At 34.0% G+C, this 19,635-nt stretch carries 16 protein-coding genes and 1 other RNA gene; 15 read left to right on the top strand and 2 right to left on the bottom strand.

Translation table 11 applies throughout. The features are described from left to right. The first annotated feature begins 17 nt into the window (after window positions 1-17). The 8 genes from HMPREF9333_RS04960 to HMPREF9333_RS04925 all read left to right on the top strand — a co-directional run bounded on the left by HMPREF9333_RS04960 (window position 18) and on the right by HMPREF9333_RS04925 (window position 11,587). Window positions 18-1,427, top strand: a complete 1,410-nt coding sequence (locus tag HMPREF9333_RS04960; protein WP_005540284.1) for an amidophosphoribosyltransferase — start codon at window positions 18-20, stop codon at window positions 1,425-1,427. A gap of 126 nt (window positions 1,428-1,553) precedes the next feature. Next, complete coding sequence (locus HMPREF9333_RS04955; protein ID WP_005540282.1) at window positions 1,554-2,435, top strand: DegV family protein; 882 nt, start codon at window positions 1,554-1,556, stop codon at window positions 2,433-2,435. A gap of 87 nt (window positions 2,436-2,522) precedes the next feature. Next, window positions 2,523-3,971 (top strand): sensor histidine kinase, encoded by a 1,449-nt coding sequence (locus tag HMPREF9333_RS04950; RefSeq protein ID WP_005540281.1) that lies wholly within the window; start codon window positions 2,523-2,525, stop codon window positions 3,969-3,971. Window positions 3,972-4,024: 53 nt separating this feature from the next. Then, the gene (locus tag HMPREF9333_RS04945) at window positions 4,025-4,930 is read left to right on the top strand and encodes a GerMN domain-containing protein (RefSeq protein WP_005540279.1); all 906 of its coding nucleotides are present in this window, start codon (window positions 4,025-4,027) and stop codon (window positions 4,928-4,930) included. A 116-nt stretch (window positions 4,931-5,046) separates the two neighbouring features. Then, window positions 5,047-7,548, top strand: coding sequence for a DNA internalization-related competence protein ComEC/Rec2 (locus HMPREF9333_RS12190; protein WP_050798104.1), 2,502 nt, complete (start codon window positions 5,047-5,049; stop codon window positions 7,546-7,548). 134 nt (window positions 7,549-7,682) lie between these two features. Further along, window positions 7,683-8,651 (top strand): DNA polymerase III subunit delta, encoded by a 969-nt coding sequence (holA, locus tag HMPREF9333_RS04935; RefSeq protein WP_040882307.1) that lies wholly within the window; start codon window positions 7,683-7,685, stop codon window positions 8,649-8,651. 213 nt (window positions 8,652-8,864) lie between these two features. Next, window positions 8,865-10,592: a vWA domain-containing protein gene (locus tag HMPREF9333_RS04930; protein WP_005540273.1), complete on the top strand. Its 1,728-nt coding sequence runs from the start codon at window positions 8,865-8,867 to the stop codon at window positions 10,590-10,592. 131 nt (window positions 10,593-10,723) lie between these two features. After that, window positions 10,724-11,587 carry a metallophosphoesterase gene (locus tag HMPREF9333_RS04925; RefSeq protein WP_005540271.1) on the top strand — a complete coding sequence of 288 codons (864 nt, stop codon included), beginning with the start codon at window positions 10,724-10,726 and terminating at the stop codon, window positions 11,585-11,587. 89 nt (window positions 11,588-11,676) lie between these two features. Here the strand turns inward: HMPREF9333_RS04925 and rpsT are convergent, their stop codons facing one another. Both rpsT and argF read right to left on the bottom strand, forming a co-directional pair. Then, window positions 11,677-11,940 carry a 30S ribosomal protein S20 gene (rpsT, locus tag HMPREF9333_RS04920; protein WP_005540270.1) on the bottom strand — a complete coding sequence of 88 codons (264 nt, stop codon included), beginning with the start codon at window positions 11,938-11,940 and terminating at the stop codon, window positions 11,677-11,679. 336 nt (window positions 11,941-12,276) lie between these two features. Then, window positions 12,277-13,269, bottom strand: coding sequence for an ornithine carbamoyltransferase (argF, locus tag HMPREF9333_RS04915; protein ID WP_005540268.1), 993 nt, complete (start codon window positions 13,267-13,269; stop codon window positions 12,277-12,279). 347 nt (window positions 13,270-13,616) lie between these two features. Here argF and lepA point away from each other — a divergent pair, with 347 nt between their 5' ends. The 7 genes from lepA to ssrS all read left to right on the top strand — a co-directional run bounded on the left by lepA (window position 13,617) and on the right by ssrS (window position 19,480). Further along, window positions 13,617-15,425, top strand: a complete 1,809-nt coding sequence (gene lepA, locus HMPREF9333_RS04910; RefSeq protein WP_005540266.1) for a translation elongation factor 4 — start codon at window positions 13,617-13,619, stop codon at window positions 15,423-15,425. Window positions 15,426-15,586: 161 nt separating this feature from the next. Then, window positions 15,587-16,747: a radical SAM family heme chaperone HemW gene (hemW, locus tag HMPREF9333_RS04905; protein WP_005540263.1), complete on the top strand. Its 1,161-nt coding sequence runs from the start codon at window positions 15,587-15,589 to the stop codon at window positions 16,745-16,747. Window positions 16,748-17,237: 490 nt separating this feature from the next. After that, window positions 17,238-17,420: a hypothetical protein gene (locus tag HMPREF9333_RS04900; protein WP_040882305.1), complete on the top strand. Its 183-nt coding sequence runs from the start codon at window positions 17,238-17,240 to the stop codon at window positions 17,418-17,420. Window positions 17,421-17,462: 42 nt separating this feature from the next. Beyond that, window positions 17,463-17,852, top strand: coding sequence for a hypothetical protein (locus HMPREF9333_RS04895; protein ID WP_156797277.1), 390 nt, complete (start codon window positions 17,463-17,465; stop codon window positions 17,850-17,852). A 127-nt stretch (window positions 17,853-17,979) separates the two neighbouring features. After that, the gene (locus HMPREF9333_RS04890; protein WP_005540259.1) at window positions 17,980-18,540 is read left to right on the top strand and encodes a hypothetical protein; all 561 of its coding nucleotides are present in this window, start codon (window positions 17,980-17,982) and stop codon (window positions 18,538-18,540) included. A 208-nt stretch (window positions 18,541-18,748) separates the two neighbouring features. Further along, window positions 18,749-19,063, top strand: coding sequence for a hypothetical protein (locus tag HMPREF9333_RS04880; RefSeq protein ID WP_005540256.1), 315 nt, complete (start codon window positions 18,749-18,751; stop codon window positions 19,061-19,063). Between the two features lie 238 nt (window positions 19,064-19,301). Further along, window positions 19,302-19,480, top strand: a non-coding RNA gene (ssrS, locus tag HMPREF9333_RS12530) — 6S RNA. Window positions 19,481-19,635: the final 155 nt, after the last annotated feature.

The raw sequence follows: 19,635 nt of genomic DNA, 5'->3' as shown, positions 1-19,635 counted from the left end.
TGAGGTAATGCAATATAATGGGAGGTATATTTGGTGTAGCGGCTAAGGACAGCTGTGTTATGGATCTTTTTTTTGGTGTTGACTATCATTCGCATCTCGGAACAAAGAGAGGGGGGATGACTGTATGTGATGGCAAAAGCTTTAACAGAGTTATACATAATATAGAAAATTCCCCTTTCAGGACTAAATTTGAATATGATGTCGAAGATATGCATGGAAATCTGGGGATAGGCTGTATATCTGATAAAGACCCTCAGCCGCTTCTTATACAGTCGCATCTTGGAAGCTTTGCGCTGACTACAGTAGGTAAGATATCAAATAAAGACAATATAGTCAAACGGCTTTATAAGGAGGGGATGACATATTTTCTCGAACAAAGCGGAGGCAGTATAAATGAAACAGAGCTTGTAGCGGCTCTTATAAACAGAAAACCGAGCATAGAGGAGGGGATAGAGTATGCAAAGGAGGTTATAGAAGGCTCCATGAGCATGCTTATAATGACTTCACAAGGTATATATGCCGCAAGAGATAAAAACGGCAGGACTCCGCTTATAATAGGCAGAAAAGATACTGCATATTGTGTAACCTTTGAAAGTTATGCCTATTTAAATCTCGGGTATACTTTTTGCCGTGAGCTTGGACCCTCCGAGGTCGTATTTATAAATCCCGACGGTATAAAAGATATAGCTTTGCCCTGTGAATATATGAGTATATGTGCATTTTTATGGGTATATTACGGTTATCCGACTGCCACGTATGAGGGCAGAAATGTTGAACAGATGCGTTATATATCAGGAAGTCTGCTTGCAGGCAGAGATGATGTTTCTGCCGACATAGTTGCAGGTGTTCCCGATTCAGGAACTGCACATGCAATTGGATATGCAAATGAGTCGGGGATATCTTTTGCAAGACCGTTTATAAAATATACTCCTACATGGCCCAGGTCATTTATGCCTACAAGGCAGGACCAGAGAAAACTTGTGGCAAGGATGAAGCTGATACCTGTTGAGGCTCTTATAAGAGGTAAAAATCTCCTTTTAATTGACGATTCGATAGTGAGAGGAACTCAGCTTAGGGAAACAACGGATTTTTTGTATCATAGCGGTGCAAGAGATGTTCATGTAAGACCTGCATGCCCTCCTGTTATGTTTCCATGTAAATATCTGAACTTCTCACGTTCGACCTCAGCTTATGATCTTATTGCCAGGCGTATTATAAGGGAACGTGAAGGTGATGATGTATCTGATGAACTTTTGTGTGATTATGCGAACCCTGACAGCAGAAATTACAGAGAGATGGTTGAGAAAATAAGAAAACAACAGAATTTTACTACACTTAGATATCAAAGACTTGATGATTTAATTAAATCTATCGGATTGCCTGAATGTAGACTTTGTACTTACTGCTGGAGTGGGCATGAAAAATGATGTATAAGACCTCATAGATAGACTTTTAATATAAAAAGACAGATTCTTAAAATAAGAATCTTTAAAAATTTTTAAATAAGACTGTGTATACATTTGGAAAAAATAAGAAGAGAGGCTAAAAACAGCGTGAAAACTGCAGTTGCGACAGATACAAACAGCGGACTTAATAAAGAGGAGTGCATTAAACTGGGAATTTACCTGCTTCCGATGCCTTTTTCGATATCAGAAAAAGATTTTCTTGAAGGAGTGAATTTAAGTAGCAGAGATTTTTTTGCCGCTATGGAGGCAGGTGAGGATATACGGACTTCACAGCCTTCTCCAGGTCAGCTATGTGATTTCTGGGATGAAATATTAAAGGAGAATGATACCCTTGTATATATACCTATGTCTTCAGGGCTTTCCGGAACATATGAAACCGCATGGATGCTTGCAGATGGAGATAAATATAAATCAAGAGTTTATGTTGTTGATAATAAAAGGATTTCAGTTACTCAGTATGCTTCGGTTCTTGAGGCTAAAAGGCTTGCGGATAACGGTACGGATCCTATTGCAATTACTCAAATTCTTGAGAAAGAAGCATCCGATTCAGTGATTTACCTTACTGTGGAGACTCTTAAATATCTTAAAAAAGGGGGCAGGATCACACCTGCCGCTGCGGCGCTGGGTACTCTTTTAAAAATAAAGCCTGTACTGACTATACAAGGTGATAAGCTTGATGCATTTGCTAAGGTTAGAACTATGAAACAGGCTAAAAATGTGATGCTTAATGCACTGGAAAAAGATCTTGCTGAAAGATTTTCAGATGTTGATATTGAAAAAACAGATATTTATATAGCACATGCCAATGAATATGATGCTGCTGTGAAATTCAGAGATGAGGTATATGAATTTTTCAGTATTAAACCTGAAAATATGGATATAAAGATACAGGAGCTTTCACTTTCAATTTGTACACATGTAGGTCCCGGTACACTTGCACTTGCAGCTGCAAAAAGACATCAAATATAAAATCCCCACAGTACTTTAAATGTAAGATAAAATTTTTAAAAAATCAATCAGTTAAAAATATAGAAATTAGTAAAAGTATAAAAACTAATGAAAGAAAATGCAGATAAAAAATTTAAATTTCCGCCTATACATCTAAGACTTCTTTTGATTTTCATTTTTATGATAATAACCATAGTACCTGCGATAGCACAAATGCTGCTGCTTACAGGTACTTTTATACAGAGTGCGGTGGATGCAAGGCGCATAGAACTTCAAGGAAACGGTCTTATTCTTGCAAATAAGATAAGTAAAAGTCTGTACCTCAATAATGAAGAAAAAGAAAAAAATGAAGCTGTTGACAATGAAATAGACGATTTTGCAAGAATATATAATGGGAGGATAGTTGTTACAAACAGTGATTTCAGGATAGTAAAGGACACATTTAATCTTGCAGCAGGCAAAATTAATGTGGCAGAGGAGATTATAAAATGTTTTGACGGAGAAAGTTCAAATAAATATAATAGTGAAAAAAATTTTATAGTGCAGACTTTCCCTATATATTCACCTACTGAAGAAAATAAAATTGACGGTGTTATGCTTGTAACGGCTTCAACTGAAAGCATTACGAATATTTTAAAAGATACAAGGTCAAAAACCGATGCATTGTTTAGTGCTGCCATACCTATATTTCTGATGGTATCTATAATCATAGTAAATATTATCGTAAGACCGTTTGTAAGGCTCGGCAAGTCGCTTGCAAGGATTTCCGCGGGTGATCTTGATGATAAAGTAAATGAAAATACCTATACTATAACAAAGGAGATTTCTTCAACTATTAATTCAACCCTTGCAAAACTTAAAGCGGTCGATCAGTCCAGAGAAGATTTTGTAGCAAATGTTTCTCATGAACTTAAAACTCCGATTACTTCAATGCGTGTACTTGCAGATTCTATTATGTCGATGGAGGAAGCTCCTATAGAATTGTATAAGGAATTTATGAATGATATATCAGGTGAGGTTGATCGTGAATCAAAGATAATAGATGATCTGCTTGCACTTGTAAGGCTTGATAAAATGGCAGTAAGACTAAATATTGAACAGACTGATATAAATCTGCTTATAAAACAGACTCTTAAAAGGCTTAAGCCTATCGCTGCACTTAGAAGGATAGATATAATACTTGAAACCGCAAGGGAGGTAAAGGCTGAGGTTGATGAGACAAAGCTCTCACTTGCGCTTAACAATCTTGTTGAAAATGCAATAAAGTATAATAAAGAGGGAGGCTGGGTCAGAGTTACACTTGATGCTGATCATAAATTTTTTTATATAAAGGTAATAGACTCAGGTGTAGGTATAGATGAAGAATTCAGGGAAAGTATATTTGAAAGGTTTTACCGCATAGATAAGGCAAGATCAAGAGAAACAGGCGGCACCGGACTTGGGCTTTCAATTACAAAAGGAATAATTATGAGACATAAAGGTATAATAAAAGTAAGCGATGGGGAGGGGGAAGGCACGGTATTTACTGTAAGAATACCGCTTAATTATATAAAATGATATTAAATGGTGATTTTCAAAAAAAACATTTTGCTTTAATCTGCATTTTTACAATGTTTGTACTGCCTTTAATTTTTATATCTTCATGCAATATTCAGAAAAAAACGTCAGAACTTGCTCCGGGACAGTATTATATATATTATTTTAATACCTCGTCTTATGCACTTGCTCCGGCAGTATATACTCCTGCCCAAACAGAAGCAGCTGCACTTGCACAGGAGCTTATGGGTAGACTTATAGATGTTCCCAGAGATGTTGAAGCGGGACGTATACTTGATAATAAGGTTACCTATAAGGGCTGCAGACTTGAAGGAAATGTGCTCTACCTTGATTTTGATTCAAATTATGCACTTATGAAACCTTCAAGGGAGATACTTTGCAGAGCTGCACTTACAAAAACGCTTACTCAGATAGAGGGCATAGACTTTATAAGTATTAATTCCGGTGAAAGGCAGATGACCGACACAAACGGCAATCCGATAGGGCTTATATCGGCTAATGATTTTGTAGAAGGTATCTCGGATATAAATTCATATGAAGAAATAGAGATACTTTTATATTTTTCAGATGAGGATGGAAAAAAGCTTGTACCTTTGAAAAGGGGAGTCAGATATAATTCAAATACTGCTGTTGAAAGGCTTGTGCTTGAACAGCTTATGCAGGGAACCAAGATGTCAGGGCTTAAGTCGACAGTTCCTGAAAACACAAAGCTGCTTGGAGTTTCAGTAAATGACAATATATGTTATGTAAATTTTGACTCGGGATTTTTGGAAATAATACCGGGAGAAGATGTTTATGTAAGTATATATTCAATAGTAAATACTCTTTGTGAACTGCCTAATGTAAACAGGGTGCAGATAACCGTAAACGGCAGGCAGGATGTTGTTCTTAGAGATACTGTAAATTTAAATACGGCATTTGAAATGAATCTTGACTATATAAAAAACAGTGAGGATTAAAGGAATCAATCAAATAAACTAAAAGAACGGATTTAAAATATAAATTTAAAAAATAATTTTAAGGTATAAATCAGTCAGATAAATAATACAAATAAAATATAAAGGAAATTATAAAAATGAAAAGACCCTGGGTGTTTATTTTAGCCGTATGCGTGCTTGGAGAGCTGTGCGGTTTAAAATCGGCAATTGCCGGGGGTGCAGTGTGTATTATACTGCTGCTGTTTTTGATATATTTTTTATGCTATAAAAAATATAATGCAAATTCGTCAATACATAGTATATATAAATTTAAATTTCTGAATTATTTTAAATTAAAATATAACTCAAATTTTATTATAATACTTTCCGTGGTATTTATATTTTCCGTCTTAAGGATAAATATTGAAAATTATATATATTTAAACGGAGAATATGTTAAACATATTGAAGACCATGTAAAAAATAAAAGTTCTTATGCCGGTTCGTTTGTTATAAACGGTACAATTGACAACATAGATTTAAAGGGCGATAAATTAAAGATTACAATGGGCTGTATTATAATACATGCCGATGTCTATGATGCTAAAGATTTAAAGATAGGAAATAAAATAAGAGTAACGGGAAAAGTAAAATATATACAGCATGCTTCAAATCCCGGAGAATTTGACTCATACATGTATTACAGAGCATTAGGTATAAGGTTTATTCTAACGGCAGACAGGATGGAAATTATTGACAGCGGTTATAACAGGATTTTACAGTATACATATTCAGTAAGAAGATTTTGTGTAAATAGACTGTCTGAAGTGTTTAACAAGGATACATCCGGATTTTGTGCGGCTGCTGTATTTGGAGACAAAAGTTTGCTTGATGAGGACAGGTATAGACTGTACCAAAAAAACGGCATAGCACATCTGCTTGCGGTAAGCGGACTTCATGTAGGTATATTCGGCATGGCGGTCTATATGTTTTTAAGAAAAAAAATAAAACTTAAGTTTATAACCTGTGCCGCTACGGCAGGAACTATACTTGTAGTATACAGTATGCTTACAGGCAGTCCTTTAAGCGTAGTAAGAGCGGTGATTATGATGCTTACGGCGTTTATAGCTGAGATACTGGGAAGAACCTATGACCTTGATTCAGCGGCGGGTATAGCCGGATTCTGTATACTTATGTACTCTCCTTACAGCCTTTTTCAGGCAGGCTTTTTACTGTCATTTTCAGCAGTGTTTTCAATAGGTATGGTTTCAACTCCGGTGATAAAAAAATATAATATAAAAAATAAATTTCTTTACGCTTTGGTTTTTGGCATCCTTATACAACTTTCCACACTTCCCTTAATCACATATTTTTTCTATTCATTTCCATTATACGGATTTATAATAAATCTTATCGCAATACCTCTTATGAGTATATTTTTATGTACTTCATTAACAGCTCTGATTGTATATATAGTATGTAAACCTTTAGCTTTAATTATAAGATATATACCTGAATGTATAATATTATTTTATACAAAGCTCTGTACCTGGTTTTCAAAGCTTCCGTGCTGCAGTGTACTTACAGGCAGACCGTCAGTTTTTCAGATAGTAATATATTATATACTGTTTTGCTGCTGGCTTTATATAATTCTGTATAAAATCCCGGACAGGATTAAAAAAAATAAAGAAAATATACCTTTTAAAAATAAAATCCCGTATATTATAAGATATGAAAGTATATTTATAATCCGCTTATATGATAAAATAAGGATTAAGCTTAAAGAAAGCGGTATAAAAATCCGATTTATATTATTTACAGGTCTTATAATAATTCTTCCTGCAATATTATTTAAAATACCGTCATTTCATACTGAGATACATTTTATTGATGTAGGTCAGGGGGACGGGATCTATATAAAGATCGGTAAAGAGGATATATTGATAGATTCAGGGAGTACCACTAATAAAGAATTTGGAAAATATACACTTAAACCTTTTTTACAATGCATGGCAGTTAAAAGTATTGAAAGGGTATTTATAACGCATGCCGATATAGATCATACAAGCGGCATACTTTATCTGCTTGAAGAAGATAACGAGATAAGTATAGAGCATATATATCTGCCGTATCCGGCATTAAATGATCCGAAATATGATCGTATAAGACAGGCGGCAGCCGGAAGAAAGATTGAAATTTCATATATTTCAAGAGGAGACAGGGTAGGTGGATTTTTATGCATATCACCACAGACCGACTGCGGTATTTCAGATACAAATGAGCAGAGTATAGTGCTTTTATATAATGAAGGCTCATTTAAAGCATTATTTACCGGAGATGCCGGAAAGCTGTCGGAAGAAAAGATAATGTCAGATGAGAAAATCTGTGATATGATAAATAATATTACTTTGCTTAAAGTAGGGCATCACGGTTCATTTACCGCTTCGGGAGAGGAGTTTATAAACCTTCTAAATCCGCAGGTAGGAATACTTTCATATGGAGCAGGAAACAGATATGGGCATCCTCATAAAGAGGTTGTTTATATACTTAAAAAGTACAATGTAAGAACATACGAAACAGCCCTGTGCGGAGAGATTGAAGTTAGAATCTATAAAAACAGGGCTGATATTTCAACATTTTTAAAATACGCTGATGATTAGACAGGCGGATTGAAGCTGCAAAATGATTTGATATATATGATATAGGTGATATAATGACGGAAAAGTTATTTGACCGATATTATATAAACAATGTAATAAATTGAAAATTATAATAATAGATGAAAGGTATGGTTTTGAAAAATTTAAATTCAGATATACAATCAGGAAATTTTAAAAGCCTTTATCTGCTTTATGGAGATGAAAATTATTTATTAAAAAGCTATAAAGAGACATTTAAAAAGACATTGTCAGGTGATAATGAGTTTAATTATGAATATTTTGAGGGTAAACATACTGATATCGACAGATTTATAGATGCAGTTAATACAGTTCCATTTATGGCAGATAAAAGATGTATAATTGCGGAAGATACCGGTTGGTTTAAGTCTTCACCGGATAAACTGGTTGAATTTATTACAAAAATTCCGCAGAGCAGTGTAGTAGTTTTTATTGACAGGGAAGTTGATAAGAGAGGCAGACTTTATAAAAAAGCAGCGGATGCAGGCTATATTGCAGAGCTTAACAGTCTTGATGCAGTTTCATTGAAAAAATGGGCAGCAGGAATACTTGCAAAAAACGGAAAAAAAATTACAGTCTCAGATATGGACTTATTTTTAAATTATACAGGCAGTGATATGGAAAGAATAAAAAATGAACTTGAAAAACTGACAGCCTATATAGGAGATGAAGAGGTGATAAAACGCAGTGATATAGAAAATATAGTTACGATAAATATAGAAGGAAGGGTTTTTAAGATGATTGAAGCACTGGCTTCAAAACGTATAAATGAGACGATGGGTCTTTATAAAGACCTGCTTGCACTTAAAGAAGAACCCAGGAAAATATTTCCCCTGATTGTGAGACAATTTAACTGGCTTTTAATAATAAAAGAGGCTCTTAATGAGGGCGGCGATATAGATAAAGTCGCAAAAGTATTTCAGATACCTCAGTTTCTGGTATTAAAACTTAAAAAGCAGGCAAAGGGGTTTGAAACGGCAGAGCTTGAAAAATATCTAAAAAGATGTATTGAGATTGAGGAAAGTATGAAAACCGGAGATATACCTGACAGGCTTGCAGTAGAACTTATGATTGCAGTACAATAATATTTTAGAGGATATATTTTAAATTATAATATTTATTTTTTATGAAAAATTGTTTAATTCATTTTTAAATCATTTTTAGTTTTTAATATATCTGATTTTTTTAAGAAAATTTATTGTATAATAATAGATGCATATATATGCCGTAAAATGTTTTGAAAATATTTTGCGAAGACAATTTTATTGTCTATAAATTGTTATATGAGGAGAGAAATTATGAAAAAAGAACTTAAAAAAAATTGTATGAGCTATTTATTTAAAAAAGTAAGTGCATTGCTTCTTTTAGTATGTCTTTGTTTATCGACAGTTGCAGGCTGTGCTTCAAAAAAAGCGGATGATACTACCTTGAGCAGCCAAGACTCAGGTACGAATAGTAAAGGCATGGAGACGAAAGAGGACGGTTCCGGAGAGAGAAAAAATACAAAAAAGACAGATAAAGAAGCAGCAAAGCCGGAGATGAATGTAGGTTTGGCAAATCCCTATTATGCTCCTTCGGAAGATTATAATACTGAAGAATATTCAGTTATCAAAGAAAGCGGCTTTACATCAACGATTTCAAATCCACTGTCAACTTTTGCAGCTGATGTGGATACCGCATCATATTCACTTATGAGAAAAAAAATAAATGAAGGAGTTTTGCCTGAACCCGATGCCGTTAGGATAGAGGAGATGCTGAATTATTTTAATTATGATTACCCGCAGCCAAAAAAAGAAGAACCTTTTTCGGTTACTACCGAGATTTCCGACTGTCCGTGGAACAAAGATACACAGCTTATGCTTATAGGTCTGCGTGCTGAGGAAGTTGATATGTCTGAGGCAAAGCCTTCAAATCTTGTATTTTTAATTGATGTATCAGGATCTATGGATGCTCCGGATAAGCTTCCGCTTGTTAAAAAGGCGTTTTTGCTTTTGACAAATCAGCTAAAAAAGGGTGATAAGATATCGATAGTAACATATGCCTCAGGTGATAAGGTTGTGCTTAAAGGGGCTGACGGAAAAGATAAGGATATTATAAATGCGGCTATAGAAGATCTTAATGCCGGAGGCTCTACGGCAGGTTCAAAAGGTATTGAAACCGCCTATGATATAGCAGAAAAGAATTTTATAGAAGGCGGGAATAACAGGGTTATACTTGCAACTGACGGCGATCTGAATGTAGGCATCACAAGTGAGGGAGAACTGACAAGGCTTATAAGTAAAAAAAAGGAGAGCGGTATATTCCTTTCAGTGCTTGGATTTGGAGAAGGAAATATAAAGGATAATAAGATGCAGGCACTTGCTGATAATGGAAACGGCAACTACTCATATATTGATTCAATATATGAGGCAAGAAAGGTGCTTGTGTCCGAGCTTGGAGGTACATGCCATGTAGTTGCAAAGGATACTAAATTTCAGGTTGAATTTAATCCTGAAAATATAAAAGGATATAGACTTATAGGATATGAAAATCGTGTTATGGAATCTGAAGACTTTGACAATGATAAAAAGGACGGAGGAGAGATAGGTTCAGGTCATACGGTAACCGTATTATATGAGATAGTCCCTATAGATTCACCTATGGAAGTAGGAAAGGATTTGAAATATGGAGATAAGAAAAAAGATTCTTCAAAAAGCAGTGTAAGTGATGAACTTTTAACTGTTAATATAAGATATAAAAAGCCTGATGAGGATACAAGCTCACTTCTTGAATATCCGATTAAAAAAGATTCGGTAAATGACAGGATGTCCGATAATATGTCGTTTGCTTCAGGAGTTGCCGAGTTTGGGATGCTTTTAAGAAGATCTGAATATGCAGGAAGCTCAAGTTATGATAATGTGCTTGAACTTATAGGAAATATTAAAGAAAGTGATGACAGCAAGGATGAATTTAAGCTCCTTGTGAAAAAAGCTAAAAGCATTGATACAGGCAGTGATTCAAAAAAGGATGATAATGATAATCGCTGATATTAATATTAAGGCAAAATAAGGAAATTAAAGATTTTAGAAAAAATCACTTTACAGTAACGGACTATGATTTTATAATAACAATGCATATTTAAAGGCATGTACAAAAATGTGTTAAGGAGGATATAAAAGTGCTTTTAATAAAAAAATGCATTGCAAAAACTTATTTTAGGAGTGCAAGCAGTAAAAGAAGACGGCTTATAGTGATATTGCTTTTAGTTTTATGGTTTTATTTTATTGCATGCAGTATGAGATTACAGGTTACTGTATATAAGATAAAATCAGATAAAGTAGAAAATCCTGTAAGAATAGTTTTGGTTACAGATACACACAGCAGCTATTATAAAGAAGGTCAGCATGAGCTTTTGGATCTTATTGATAAACAGAATCCGGATGTAGTGCTTTTAAGCGGAGATATCATAGACGACTGGCTTCCACGTGAACGAGGGTATAAGATTGTTGAGGGTATTGCAAAAAAGCATAAAACATACTACGTTTCAGGGAATCATGAGGCATGGACCGGAGATATTGATGATATAAAAGAAAGAATAAGGCAGTACGGAGTAAAGATACTTGAAGGTGAAGAAGATACCATCAATTTAAATGGAAATGATGTAAAGATAATAGGCATTGATGATCCTGATGCCGGAAAAAGAAGATATAAAGCAGAGCTTAAAACTTTACAGAATACCGATGATACAAATTTAACCCTCTTTATGGCACACCGCCCTGAAAGATATGATGACTATAATACAGTCCCGCATGATATAGTATTTTGTGGGCATGCACATGGAGGTCAGTGGAGAATACCTATTATAGGGCAGGGTATTTTTGCACCTGACCAGGGTATACTTCCGAAATATACGGCAGGAGTACATAAGTTTGAAAGAGGAGTCATGGTTATAAGCAGAGGGCTCAGTCTTGAGTCTCCACCCAATATACCCAGGATATTTAACAGACCTGAACTTGTTGTAGTTGATGTTATAAAGCGCTGATAAATATGTTTAATAAAATCAATCAGGAGGCTAATCATTTATGATTAGCCTCCTGATTGATTTTTTATGTTCCGGTTAATAGGCAGAACCTAACCTAATGAATTTACTGCCTTAGCAAGCCTTGAAATTTTTCTTGCAGAATTATTTTTATGATATACTCCTTTGCCTGCTGCCTGTCCTATTATAACTTCAGCTTCGTTAAATACCTTTCTTGCAGTATCTTTGTCTCCGGAAAGCACTGCGGCATCAACTTTCTTTATAGCAGTTTTTACTTTTGACCTGATGGCTTTATTTCTTGCAGCCCTCATTTCGTTAACTTTGATTCTTTTTTTAGCAGACTTAATGTTAGCCAATTTATACCTCCAAAATATTAATTAAAATCCTTGCCGTTTTAAGACGGTGTAAATATATAAGCTGATACAGGAATCTGTCGTATATCGGGAAAGTGTGGAAAATGTAAAACGTAAAGCTGTATAACAGCGTATTGTGTTTTAAAATTTTCTATACGGCAATTACTGTATATTGTAGCGTTATATTTATGCAGGTCGGGCAGATAGGCACGAATCCTGACTTAAATACATGACCGGAGTACTGATATAGAACAATCCGGTACAAACACGGCTACTATTTTAGGATATAATGCAGAGTTTGTCAATGAGTTATTTATACAGGTATGTTGATAATGTTTTTTAACATAATGTAGAATAAATCACCGCTTTGACAGTATGCATCCTGTTTTCAGCCTCATCAAAGACTATGGACTGGCTGCTTTCAAATACTTCATCTGAGACTTCCATCTCTTTTAGACCGAATTTTCTATATATTTCAGATGCTATTGCGGTATTTAAATCATGAAAAGCTGGAAGACAGTGCATAAAGACGGCATCCTTTTTTGCTTTTGACATTACATCCGCATTAACCTGATAAGGTTTGAGTAAATTGATTTTTTCTTCCCATATATTTTGAGGTTCTCCCATAGATACCCATATATCTGTATATATTATATCAGAGCCTGAAGCAGCTTTTTTTACATCTTCAGTAAAATTTATACTGCAGCCGCTTTTTTTAGCAATTTCGTATGCCTGTTTTATAAGATCTTCCTCAGGCCATAATTTTTTAGGAGCACAGGCAATAAAGTTGATTCCCGTTTTTGCACAGGCAATCATAAGTGAATTACCTATATTATTCCTCGCATCACCCATAAAAGTAAGATTTAAATTTTTTAAATGTCCGAACTTTTCCTCTATGGTCATGAGATCTGCGAGCATTTGTGTAGGATGAAAGCGATCTGTCAATCCATTCCATACAGGAATTCCTGAATATTGTGCAAGGATTTCAACTGTTTTTTGTTCATATCCCCGGTATTCTATACCATCATATATTCTACCTAATACTCTTGCGGTATCCTTTATACTTTCTTTTTTTCCAATCTGAGAACCTGAAGACTCAAGATATGTAACGCCAAGTCCAAGATCCATACCGGCAACTTCAAATGAACATCGGGTTCTTGTAGAAGTTTTTTCAAATATAAGGACAATATTTTTTCCTTCAAGATAGCGATGTGGAGTTTTTGTTCTTTTAAGATTTTTGAAGTTGACTGCCAGTTCAAGCAGATATCTAATATCATCACTGCTTAAATCAAGCAGAGTCAATAAACTTTTTCCGCATAGATTTTTACTCATATAAGCTCCTTCCCTAAAAATATAAAGATTATAAAAATTAAAAAAACAGCAGTATAATAGTATGCAGTATAACAGTATGTAATTATAAAAATAACTGCTGATTTTGACTATTATAAAATATTTTTATAATAATGTATATTAAATTGGAGGTGTTATTTTATTATCGTATATATTTTTAGACATTTGTATGCTCTTATATGCAGCTATATTATATTAGTAGTATTTAATGTCTTACTTCTACCTCTGTATTCACTTTATGAATAATTTAGGCTTTTATACTATTTTATGTTATAATGTATGTCGGCTGAGAAAAAGATAATATAAAAATTAAGCCAAGGAGATTTCACATGTTTGAACAGGATAGAATCCGAAATTTTAGTATAATAGCACACATAGATCATGGTAAGTCAACGCTTGCCGACAGAATTATAGAGATGACGGGACTTTTAACAAATAGAGAGATGCAGTCTCAAGTTCTTGATAATATGGAGCTTGAGAGAGAGAGAGGCATTACTATAAAGAGTCAGGCGGTAAGGACTGTTTATACGGCAAGGGATGGGAATGAATATATATTTAATCTTATTGATACCCCGGGGCATGTAGATTTTAATTATGAGGTATCACGCTCTCTTGCAGCATGTGATGGAGCGGTACTTGTGGTTGATGCAGCACAGGGAATAGAGGCACAGACACTTGCAAATGTATATCTTGCAATTGATAATAATCTTGAAGTAATACCAGTTATAAACAAAGTGGACCTTCCTAGTGCGGACCCAGAGCATGTAATTGCCGAGATAGAAGATATTATAGGTATAGAAGCCTCTGATGCCCCCAGAATATCGGCAAAGATGGGTATAAACATAGAGGATGTTCTTGAGGCGATAGTTAAAAAGGTTCCTGCTCCTAAGGGAAATAGAGATAATCCGCTGCAGGCACTTATATTTGATTCACTTTATGATTCATACAGGGGAGTTATAGTTTTTGTGCGAATAAGGGAAGGTACTGTAAAGAAAGGCAGTAATATTCTTATGATGGCTACAAAGGCTTATTATGAAGTGGTAGAAGTCGGATATTTTGGAGCCGGCAGGTTTATACAATGTGATGAACTGTCTCCAGGAATGGTAGGATATATAACTGCAAGTATAAAAAATGTTAAGGATACAAGAGTCGGTGATACTATAACTGATGCGGACAATCCATGTGAAAAAGCACTCCCCGGATATAAAAAAGTAACTCCTATGGTTTATTGCGGTCTTTATCCTGCTGATGGTGCAAAGTATAATGATTTAAGAGATGCGCTTGAAAAACTTCAGCTTAATGATGCTTCGTTATTTTATGAGCCTGAGACCTCACTTGCACTGGGTTTCGGTTTCAGGTGTGGTTTTTTAGGTCTGCTACATCTTGAGATAATACAGGAAAGACTTGAGAGGGAATATAAACTTGATCTTGTTACAACGGCTCCCGGAGTTGTTTACAAGGTCTATAAAACCGACGGCAGCGTGATAGAGCTTACAAATCCGTCAAACCTGCCTGAACCTACTGAGATAGAGCACATGGAAGAACCTGTAGTTTCGGCTGAAATTATGCTTACAAAGGAATTTGTAGGTTCAATAATGAATTTGTGTCAGGAAAGGCGAGGCATATATATAAGTATGGAGTATATAGAAGAAAATCGTGCTTTATTAAAATATGATTTGCCGTTAAATGAAATAATATACGACTTTTTTGATGCGTTAAAAAGCCGTTCAAGAGGATATGCCTCACTTGATTATGAAATAAAAGGATATCAGCCTTCAAAACTTCAAAAACTTGATATATTGATTAATAAAGAGGAAGTAGATGCACTGTCTTTTATAGTTCATGCCGATTCGGCTTATGAAAGAGGCAGAAAGATGTGTGAAAAGCTTAAGGATGAGATACCCAGGCATTTATTTGAAATTCCTATACAGGCTGCTATAGGAGGTAAAGTAATTGCCAGAGAAACTGTAAAGGCAGTTCGTAAAGATGTGCTTGCCAAATGCTATGGAGGTGATATATCAAGAAAGAGGAAGCTTCTTGAAAAACAGAAGGAAGGTAAAAAACGTATGCGTCAGATAGGCAGTGTTGAAATACCTCAAAAGGCATTTATGAGTGTGCTTAAACTAGATGATGAATAGAAGCCGGAGTATATAATACTGCATATATAAGGGTATTCGGCGGATATATAGTTTTGTAATATTATGTATACAATAATATATCTATATCTTCCGTACAGCCGGTTTAAGGCTATATTTTAATTATATTGCCACATTAATATTTTAAGGATTTTATAAGATTTATGGATAAAAAGAAAAAACTTGAATTATATATACATATACCGTTTTGTGAAAGCAAATGCAGATATTGTGATTTTCTTTCAGCTTCGGCAGACAGCGGCACATACAGGGCTTATGTAGATAAGCTTGTTGATGAGATAAGGGCACAGGGAGGAAATTATACTGATTATCAAATCAATACCGTATTTATAGGTGGAGGTACTCCGTCAATACTACCGGGTGTATATATATCAAATCTGATGAGTGCTGTTTATGAAAATTTTGTTGTTGAAGCTTCTGCCGAGATAAGCATAGAATGTAATCCGGGAACGCTGGATGCTCAAAAACTTGAATATTTTAAACAGTCAGGTATAAATAGGATAAGCTTAGGGTTACAGTCAACCGTTGATAAAGAACTTGAAAATCTTGGAAGGATACATACATATGAAAAATTTCTTGAAAGCTACCAGTTGGTAAGAGAGGCAGGATTTCATAATGTAAATATTGACCTTATGAGCGGACTTCCGTATCAGACTCTTGAAAGCTGGAAGTCTACGCTAAAAAATGTTGTTAGGTTAAAGCCTGAGCATATTTCCGCATACTCGCTTATAATAGAGGAGGGAACCGAATTTGCAGAGATTTATACTAAAGAGGAGGGAAAGAAACTCTTGCCAAGTGAATCAGATGAGAGAAAAATGTATAAGATGACTGCGGATTTTTTGCAGAGATTCGGGTATGAAAGATATGAAATAAGTAATTATGCAAGAGCCGGATTTCAGAGTATACATAATACAGGGTACTGGACAGGAGCTGAATATCTGGGTATGGGTCTTGGTGCTTCAAGCTATGTATTTAAAAGACGTTTTCATGTTGAAAAAGATATAAAAAAATATATGAAGATAGATTTTAAAAATGATATTACACCGCTTTATCAAGATATACAGGAACTTACACTTGAGGATGAGATGAGTGAATTTATGTTTTTAGGACTGAGGATGATGAAGGGAGTCTCAGGGGCGGAATTTCTGTCAAGGTTTGATTATAATATTTACAATGTATTTGGTGAAGCTATACAGAGAAATAAAGATCTGGGACTTCTTGTAAATGACGGTTCAAATATAAGGCTTACACCAAGGGGAATTGATTTAAGCAATAGGGTGATGAGTGATTTTTTACTTAATTAAGCGGATTTTAATTTGAATTCCTCTGTCTAAAAATTCCGGCTGGTTGAGGAGATAATCCGCATCTTACATTATAATAGGAAATATTGCTTTAAATATAAATTTTATTGTTAATATTATTATAAATACTATTGACATTGTAAAAATTCTGTGATACTCTTAAAAAAATATTAAGAATATCAGCTAAAATTTATGGATTAACAGTTCATCAAAACAGTCGGATATTTATATATTTATGTGAATTTAGATAATTAGATATATTGATATAAGTCTGTATAAGTTGATGAATGTTTAGATAAGCCCATAAATCCATAAATCCATAAATCCATAACTCCATAAGTCTATATACATAGCTGATAGATTTTAATATATTTTTATGATTTGCACAGTTTTACAGCTATCAAGTTAAAACCAGTTAGTCTAAGCGTAACCTGAACCGGCATTAAAAACAGCCGGGAAAACACATGTCATGTTATATAGAAGGAGGGAATACATGATGGAAAAAACAGGTAAGGAAGCTATTTTAATTAACGTGTTAAAGTACAAAAAGAATCACCTGTACAGGCACAGGTTGAACTTTGCTTTTTTAAATAGAATCACAGCACTTTTTATGTCATTTTTAATGGCATTTAATAGTGCTGTTTTTTTATGCCCTGCTTCCCTGCAGGGGGGGTAATGGCAGCGCCTTTTGATGCTTAAAAGAAAAGAGGGTATAAATATGACTTGGGATTTTATTATATCAGCAAAAAATAAATATCTGAAAGGAAAGAATATAAAAATATTATCATTAAGTTTATTTATTGTATTATTATGTATGTTAATATTTTTATGTAAAAGACATGATATGTATGAAGTTAATTCTGGAACAAGATATAAATTTGAATCATTACTTGGGAAGCCGGCTAGTGAAATAGCACTTATATTGGGAGAACCTGACAAATGGGAAGGTTACGGGTATATTCGTCCTGTATATGTTTTGGATGACGGTATGGAAGTATCACTTTTTTTCTATAGTGTTGAAGATTTAGAGGGCGGTAATATGCTGGGGAGAATATTATATGAAAAAGATGGGAAAATCATTCGTGAAGCAAAAATAAAAACTCAATAAAGAATTGAATATTAAAACGTGGTATACTGGAATAATAAAAGCGATAGTACAGCAAATCACGCTTCACATGATAGATGTTTGTCTATTGCTTAAATAAATTTATAGAAAGGCTAATAATATAAAGTCAATGTATCAGAAATTAAAAAAATTAAATATAGGTCGTGCAATACTGCTGTTTTTTGTGTTTTGTTTAATAATACAGCTGATTAGATACAATATATATGAAAGCGGCAGATATCATATAAAAACTAAAGAAGATGTTATTCAACATGTTATAAAAGACAAAGAAAAATTAAATGCACTTATAAATAACAAAGACCTTTTTAATAGTGTAAGCTCTATGGATAGATATAGAGAGTCGGATGAGTATTATAAAAAATATAAGAACAAGTTATTAGATGAAATGTTTTATAATTATAAAATAGATACATTGCTTATACATGTAGAAGACAATGAAAATACATATATAGAATTTGTATTAGCGAGACGTTTTACTATTGCCGTAGAACACGGATTTTATTATAATGAGAATGATAAACCCAGAGCCTGGCAAAGTGATAATGAAGATCGGCTTATAGCAAGCGGGGACGGTTACACCGACAAAATGGAAAAGGAATACTATACAGAAAAAATAATGGATCATTGGTATTATTATCAAATGGATAGCTTGAGGGGTGTAATTTTTTAATGGAAGAAAAACAAAAAAATATAACATATGACAGTAGTTTTTTTAAAAAAATTAAAGAAAGTAAATTATCAGATATAAAATTGCTTTGGATATTTATACTGTATAATATAGTTGTTATTATATTAATCAGCATAGGTTTTAGTCCTTTTATTTTATATTTTTTTATGGTGCGGATATATTTAATGAAAGTATTGGTGGGATAATTCTAATGGTATATACAGGCTTTCCGTATTTTATATCTAAAACCATAGAAATTTATTATTGCAGCAATGTAATTTGGGCATTGGTTTTTAAAAATGATAATTTTCTCAGGTATTTTGAAAAAAAGATTATATGGGTAGGTATTTCCCGTTTTTTAAGTATGGGGATATTCTATCGTAAACCTGAGCTTGCTATAGCACTGATAATATGGGATTTGATATGGCTTGTATATATTATCAATTCAAAAAAACTTCAAGAATATTTCGAAAGTAATAATTATTTTAAGGGAAGTATATTTTTTAAAAAATACGCAAGAAACTGAAGACTTTTTACAATGTATATAAAAGTTGAATGTTTTTGTATGGAAAATGTTACTGTTTTGATGTTACTGTCTTGATATACCGGTCAGATGAAAATCCCTTATGGCTATATGAGCTACATGCGGTGAAGAGGACGGAAATGTAATAAAGTTTACAAAAAAGCCTTGATATTTGTTAAAATTAGAGTTATAATCAAGCCGAGTAAGAAATTGTATGTTGTTACTCATAAAAATAACGATATAATACCTGGGGTGTGCGACAACCTTACCAATTTTGAACCTACACTTTGACCTACGGGGTCCAAGCATTTTGTGATTGGATGTCGAGCCTCTTATAAAGTGGATGGCAGAAAACACATTGAGGACACCCACCTAGCCCTGCTAGGCGTCATAATGTAAGAACGACATTTTGGGATTATATGAAGTGCTGTTTCAGACAGGATTAACTTCTTTCTGAGGCGGCACTTTTTATTTTTAAACAAATTACAAAAAAAATTTTCATAGTGCATATAATGATAAAGTATGGTATTATAATCTGTACTGTATTAAATTTTACACACAGAATACAGTAAAAA

The sequence above is a fragment of the Johnsonella ignava ATCC 51276 genome, from assembly GCF_000235445.1.
GTDB classification, from domain to species: domain Bacteria; phylum Bacillota; class Clostridia; order Lachnospirales; family Lachnospiraceae; genus Johnsonella; species Johnsonella ignava.
The sequence above is the reverse complement of the archived record's forward strand: the minus strand, read 5'-3'. Positions and strand labels throughout refer to the sequence as shown.